This window comes from Candidatus Electronema sp. TJ, assembly GCF_048287355.1.
Taxonomy (GTDB): Bacteria; Desulfobacterota; Desulfobulbia; order Desulfobulbales; family Desulfobulbaceae; genus Electronema.
On record NZ_JBLWEP010000150.1, the window covers coordinates 1 to 5,467 of the forward strand.

5 protein-coding genes are annotated in these 5,467 nt (G+C 57.9%); 2 read left to right on the forward strand and 3 right to left on the reverse strand.

Translation table 11 applies throughout. The features are described 5' to 3' along the window. From ACNKID_RS10095 to dnaN, 3 genes are all read right to left on the reverse strand, one after another. The coding region (locus ACNKID_RS10095) for a CAP domain-containing protein (RefSeq protein WP_417913305.1) at positions 1–713 on the reverse strand (713 nt) is incomplete at its 3' end. Between the two features lie 90 nt (positions 714–803). Then, positions 804–1,526 carry a biotin--[acetyl-CoA-carboxylase] ligase gene (locus tag ACNKID_RS10100; protein ID WP_417913306.1) on the reverse strand — a complete coding sequence of 241 codons (723 nt, stop codon included), beginning with the start codon at positions 1,524–1,526 and terminating at the stop codon, positions 804–806. Next, positions 1,526–2,674 carry a DNA polymerase III subunit beta gene (dnaN, locus tag ACNKID_RS10105; protein ID WP_417913307.1) on the reverse strand — a complete coding sequence of 383 codons (1,149 nt, stop codon included), beginning with the start codon at positions 2,672–2,674 and terminating at the stop codon, positions 1,526–1,528. Before dnaN ends, ACNKID_RS10100 begins: the two co-directional genes overlap by 1 nt. A 331-nt stretch (positions 2,675–3,005) precedes the next feature. Here dnaN and ACNKID_RS10110 point away from each other — a divergent pair, with 331 nt between their 5' ends. Together ACNKID_RS10110 and ACNKID_RS10115 are read left to right on the forward strand one after the other, a co-directional pair. Continuing rightward, complete coding sequence (locus ACNKID_RS10110; protein ID WP_417913308.1) at positions 3,006–4,685, forward strand: DUF4080 domain-containing protein; 1,680 nt, start codon at positions 3,006–3,008, stop codon at positions 4,683–4,685. Beyond that, on the forward strand, positions 4,669–5,310 hold the full coding sequence (locus tag ACNKID_RS10115; RefSeq protein WP_417913309.1) for a SanA/YdcF family protein: 642 nt from the start codon (positions 4,669–4,671) through the stop codon (positions 5,308–5,310). The genes ACNKID_RS10110 and ACNKID_RS10115 overlap by 17 nt, the downstream gene beginning before the upstream one ends. Positions 5,311–5,467 lie beyond the last annotated feature (157 nt).

Consider the following 5,467-nt stretch of genomic DNA (forward strand, 5'->3'; position numbering starts at 1 on the left):
TACACGCCCAAGCCGATGTGCGTGTATTCCGCCCGCAGCATGTTCCAGCGATGCCCGGAACTTTGCATCCACGACTTGATGGCTCCTGCTGCGGTGGCATGTCCTGCGCTGATGTTTTCGCCTGCGCCCCAAGGCCATCCGGCAGCGGCGGCGCGGGCTGAAGGCGATGAGCCGTCTTGGCCGCGATGAGCAAAGAAATCCAGCTCCGCCATGTTCATTGCATGTGTCTGCGCCGCGACAGAGAGCCTCTCGTCTAAGATCAGCGCAGGGACGCTGCCCGGATCCTCCGGCGCGCCTGCGGGTCTCGGTTCGCGTGAGGAGATGTTGACGCGGCGTTCATTGGTCAAGGCAAAGGCTTCATTGACCAACGCCTTGCCCTGATTGGCCTCAAGGTCGCCGTGCGAGAGATTGCCTGGGATTGCTGGCAAAGGCACTTTCTCCAGCGTCGCTGCCACCTGAATGTTCTCGCCCGGCGGCTCCACCACAGCAAAGACCACTGTAGTTCCGCTTTGCAGCACTTGCCAGACCGCCCACGAAACATCGCTGGCGATGGGATACGGACCTCGGTAACGGCCTGCGTCAAAGTCGGCTTTCGCCATGATGGTCATGAAACCCAGCGTGCCGCCGCTCCACTCCAGTTTGATCTTGTCGCCAGCCTGCGCCTCAAAGGCCTGATGCACGGCAAAGGTCGAACCCCAGTTCATGCGTTCCATAGTTTCCTCGTGTTGTGCGAATGCTTTTTCCCTTCATAACACAGCTGCGGCTGCGCATGGCTGCTGTCAGAGCGCAGAGCCGCAGCTCAGTCAGCAGCAGCAGCTCATGCGGATTTCCCCAGCGGTCACCCGGTGTTCCCTGCCTGAAGAGTCGAGGATGACATACCGCCCGTCCTCAGCCAGCCCTGCGCCGACCGCCGTTGCATCGCCATATTCCAGCGGCCTGCCAAGGAGATAATCCAGCTGCCGCCATGCTGCCAGCACTGCGGCCTTGTCCGCTTTGAGCTGGGCCGGAGCGGTCAGCAGCTCATTGACCAGAAGCGGCAGCAGCTCGTCAGGACTGACCGCCGCGCCTGCCTCAGCCAAGGTGATGATCCTGCTGCGCAGTTCCGTGGGGAAATCTTCCGGCGGCGCAGCGATGTTGATGCCGACTCCAATCACGACAAATTCCGGCCGCCCGGCCCGCAGCGGCCCGCTTTCCGTGAGTATGCCGCCGAGTTTCCGGTCAGCAAGATAGAGATCGTTCGGCCATTTGAGCTGCGGCTGCACACCTGCGGCCTGGCGCAAAGCAGCTGCCAAGCTGACCCCTGCTGCCAAGGTCAGCAGGGGCCAATCCGCAGCCTCCAGCTCTGGCCGGAGAATGACCGAGAAATACAGACCGCCGGGCGGCGAGCAGAACTGCTTGCTGCCGCGCCCGCGTCCGCTGCTCTGCTGATCAGCTTGAACCACCGTGCCATGCGCCGCGCCGCGCCGGGCAAGTTCCAAGGCATGGCTGCTGGTTGAGCCGAGGACAGGAAAGCGCAGCAGCCGCATCAGGCGATGGACGGCGGGCTGCTCAATTTCATGGGCATGACGATGCCAAGAAAGCCGGGATCAGCTGCCGAGCTGATCAGGCAGGGGCTTTCGTCCGAGCTGACTGAGGCGGCAATGGCATCGCCTTCCAAAACCGAGAGTGCCTCGATGAAATAGCGGCAGTTGAAGCCCATGCAGAGGTCGTGGCCGCTGTAGGTGATCTCGATCTCATCCCGAGCCGAGCCGAAGTCGGCGTTCTCCGAAGTCAGAATAAGACGATTGCCTTGGGCCTCGAAACGGATGGCGTGGAAGATGTCTTCGGTGAAGAGGTTGATCCGCTTCAGCGATTCAAGGAAAAGCCCCTTGTTGATGATCATGCTGTTGTCTTGGGGCAGCGTGCGCAGGATGTTCTCAAAATCTGGGAAATCGCCTTCCATCAGGCGGATGATGAGAACAGAAGTCTCGCTCTTCAGCACCAGCTTTTTCTGCTCCACGCCCATCCGGCAGACATCCAGCTCTTCGCAGAACTTGCGCGCCTGCTGCACGCCCCGGCGCGGGATCAGGATAGACTGACCGAAATTCAGTCCGGCCATGCCTGCGGCTTCCCGGCTCATGATGCTCAGGCGGTGTCCGTCAGAGGTGACCATGCGCAGCACGGTCTTGCCTTCCTCTTCCCGCTTTTGCAGCAAGGCGGCGGTGAGGTTGTACATGTTCTCCCGGTCAGCGGCGATGGAGAAGCTGGTCTTGTCAATCAGGTCGCAGAGCACCTCAGCCTCGATGTCCGCCAAGGCCTGCTCGTCGTAGTATTCAAACTGGGGAAACTCATCAGCCAGCATTCCGGCCAGGCGGTAGGTGCTGCTGCCCGCGCTGATCCGCACCCAGTTTCTCTCTTCTTCCTTGAGATTCACTGTTTCCGAGCTGGATTCGCGGGCCAGCTCAAAGAGCTTCTTCGCAGGCAGGGTCAGGCTGCCCTCTGCAAACACCTCGGCGGAAACCGTCTGACGCAGGCTCACCTCCAAATCGGTGCCGGTGAAAACCACCTCGTTGTGTCTTGCTTCCAGCAGCACATTGGAGAGAATGGCCAGCGTGCCTTTCTTGCTGGCGATGTTCTGCTGCGCGCTGACTGCGTCAAGCAGGTCTTTCCGGGCAATGTTGAAATGAAACGGCATAGCAGTAGTGCTCCTATATAAAAGACTTGTTGATATTGGGGCTGTTAGTTTGTTGAAAACTCAGCCAAGCTCTTGGATTCAAAGGGATTGAACTGTTGATAACTTGTGCAGTTCTTTGTTGATAACTCGGCGGTTTCAGCGTGGCGGAAAAGTTATCAACAAACTTTCAACAGGTTCTCAACACGTTTTCAACAGCCGCGCCGAACCAGAAGAAACTATACCAAGTTCCAGCCTGCGTGACGAACTTTTAATTGCCCGCCAGAGCAAGGCGGCTGTTGCAATTCCGCCCGGATTGAGGTAACTCTGCGGAGAACTCAGTCCCCGCACGCCCATGCTCCATCTGATCAGCCTCAACTGCCGCTACACCCACTCCTGTCTGGCCCAATTCTGCCTGCGCGCCGAGCTGGAACGCCGTCTGCCGGAACTGCCGACACATCTCAGCCAGTTCACGCTCAATGATCCGTATTACCCGACCTTGCTGCGGATCAGCAGCCAGCCTGCCCACGCGCTGCTCTTCTCGGTCTATGTCTGGAATCATGCCTATATCCGCCGTTTGACCGCTGATCTGGCCCGTTTGCAGCCAAATCTGCCGCTCATCTTCGGCGGCCCGCAGGCGGAGATGCTGACTGGACTGCCGCCCAATTGCACGGTCTTTCTTGGCGAGATTGAAGGCGCAGAAGACGAGTTTTTCCACGATCTCCGCCAAGGTGCTTTGAAGCCGCGTTATCAGGCCGCGCCTGGCCGCAGCTTTCCTTCGCCCTACAAGACAGAAGATTTCAGCTCCCATTTGAAGAATCGGCAGGTCTATTACGAGTCTTCGCGGGGCTGCCCGTTTTCCTGCTCGTACTGCTTATCCTCTCTTTCCAAAGGCGTGCGTCATAAGCCGCTGGACCTGGTGCAAGAGGAGCTGCGCAGGCTGATTGCGGCCAAGCCGCTGATCATTAAATTTGTTGACCGCACTTTCAACGACAAGCCGGAGCGGGCTTTGGCCATTTGGGAGTTTCTCTTGGCTGAGGCGGACGGCGTGCGCTTTCATTTTGAGATTGCCCCAGACCGTTTCACTGAAGAATTGTTTGCCCTGCTCGAACAAGCACCCTGCGATCTGTTTCAATTCGAGATCGGATTGCAGAGCTGCAATGAACAAACCTTGACGGCAGTCAAACGACGCATGGATGTGGCCAAAGCAGAAGCGAACATCCGCCGCTTAGTCGCCCTGAACAGCATTCACATTCACGCCGACCTGATTCTCGGTTTGCCGGAAGAGACCGCAGCCAGCTTCCGTGAATCGTTCAACCGGGTTTTCCGCTGCTGTCCGCATTATATCCAGCTCGGTCTGCTCAAAGTGCTGCCGGACACTGAAATGCAGGCGCGGGCAGCGGAGTTCGGCCTGCTGCATTGCGCTGAGCCGCCCTATGAAGTGCTGTCCACGCGCTGGCTGCCGCATGAGGAGCTGCGCGATATGCATGCATTCTGCGAGTGCGCGGAGGCCTTTTGCAACAACCGCTTTTTCCCCTCGCTTTGGCGTTATTTGCGGCAGAAGAACGAGGATGCGGCTGCTTTTTTTCAAGCCCTGCTGCAAATCTGCAAGGAAGAGGATTTCTTCAGGCTGGCTCACACCCAAATTCTGCTGAATCAGATGCTGGTGAAATTAATCCGGCAGCGCAGTGACGGCCCGCTGCTGCTTGAGCTGCTTCGTTACGACTGGCTGCGCTGCGGCCACCGCTTCCTGCCAGAAGAACTGACAGCCGCGCCGCCTGCCGCGCTGCGCGACCGCCTGCGCCAGACCTTGCCGCAAGCTGTTGCAGGGCTGTTCAGCAGCCGGACGCGGACCGAGTTTCTTAAACAGACCAGCCTGCTGGAGCTTTCCACTGCGGCGATGTCGGTTCTTGCTCTGGGCAAAGAGGCGGGCCTTGTCGCGCTGCTGCCGGAGCAGTCCGGCGGAGCGCTGAAGCATTGCCGGGCAGTTGTTCTGCCGGACATGGAGAAGGGAGACGATGAAAAAACTGCATAAACGGCTGGCAGTCTGGACAGCCGCCTTTGCGCTGACGCTGCTGATCAGCATAACTGCGGCCAATCTTCTGATCAGCAGCTATGCGCAATACACCTTTGACAGCGTCAGCGAGCTGAATCCAGTGCATTGCGCCATTCTGCTCGGCACATCAAAATGGCTGCGCGGCGGCAGGAAGAATATGTATTATCACTACCGCATTCTTGCTGCGGCAGAGCTGTATAAAAGCGGAAAATGCAAAAAGATCATCGTTTCCGGCGACAACGGCACCATGCAGTACAATGAGCCGATGACCATGAAGCGGGATTTAATCGCTCTGGGCGTGAAATGGGATGACGTGATCTGTGATTATGCCGGGTTCCGCACCTTGGATTCCATCATCCGTTTCAAAGAGATCTTCGGGCAGAACAAAGGCATTGTTGTTTCCCAGCAGTTTCACAACACCAGAGCCGTTTATATCGGCAGGTCGCATGGCATTGAGCTGTCAGGATTGAATGCGCGTGACGTGAGCGCCTATTACGGCTTCAAGACCAAGCTCAGAGAGGTGTTTTCCAAAGTCATGTGCGTGCTCGATGTCGAGATATTGCACACCAACCCCAAATTCCTCGGCGAAAGAATCAGCATTTAAGTCCGGCAACGAAGCGGAGAGCTATTGCCGCCAGCCGCGTCTTCACAACAGCCGGGGCGAAATTTTTTCCGCTCCGGCTGCTTGCGCAAGAGGTCCAATGTCCGCTTCATGAGCAGGAAAACGTGCTGCGACAAGCTTCTGCGCTGTTTTGCTTGCG

Bases quoted from the DNA above. Each gene is read 5' to 3' on its own strand.
- ACNKID_RS10100 (WP_417913306.1), bottom strand. From the start codon at position 1,526: ATGCGGCTGCTGCGCTTTCCTGTCCTCGGCTCAACCAGCAGCCATGCC.
- dnaN (WP_417913307.1), bottom strand. From the start codon at position 2,674: ATGCCGTTTCATTTCAACATTGCCCGGAAAGACCTGCTTGACGCAGTC.
- ACNKID_RS10110 (WP_417913308.1), top strand. From the start codon at position 3,006: ATGCTCCATCTGATCAGCCTCAACTGCCGCTACACCCACTCCTGTCTG.
- ACNKID_RS10115 (WP_417913309.1), top strand. From the start codon at position 4,669: ATGAAAAAACTGCATAAACGGCTGGCAGTCTGGACAGCCGCCTTTGCG.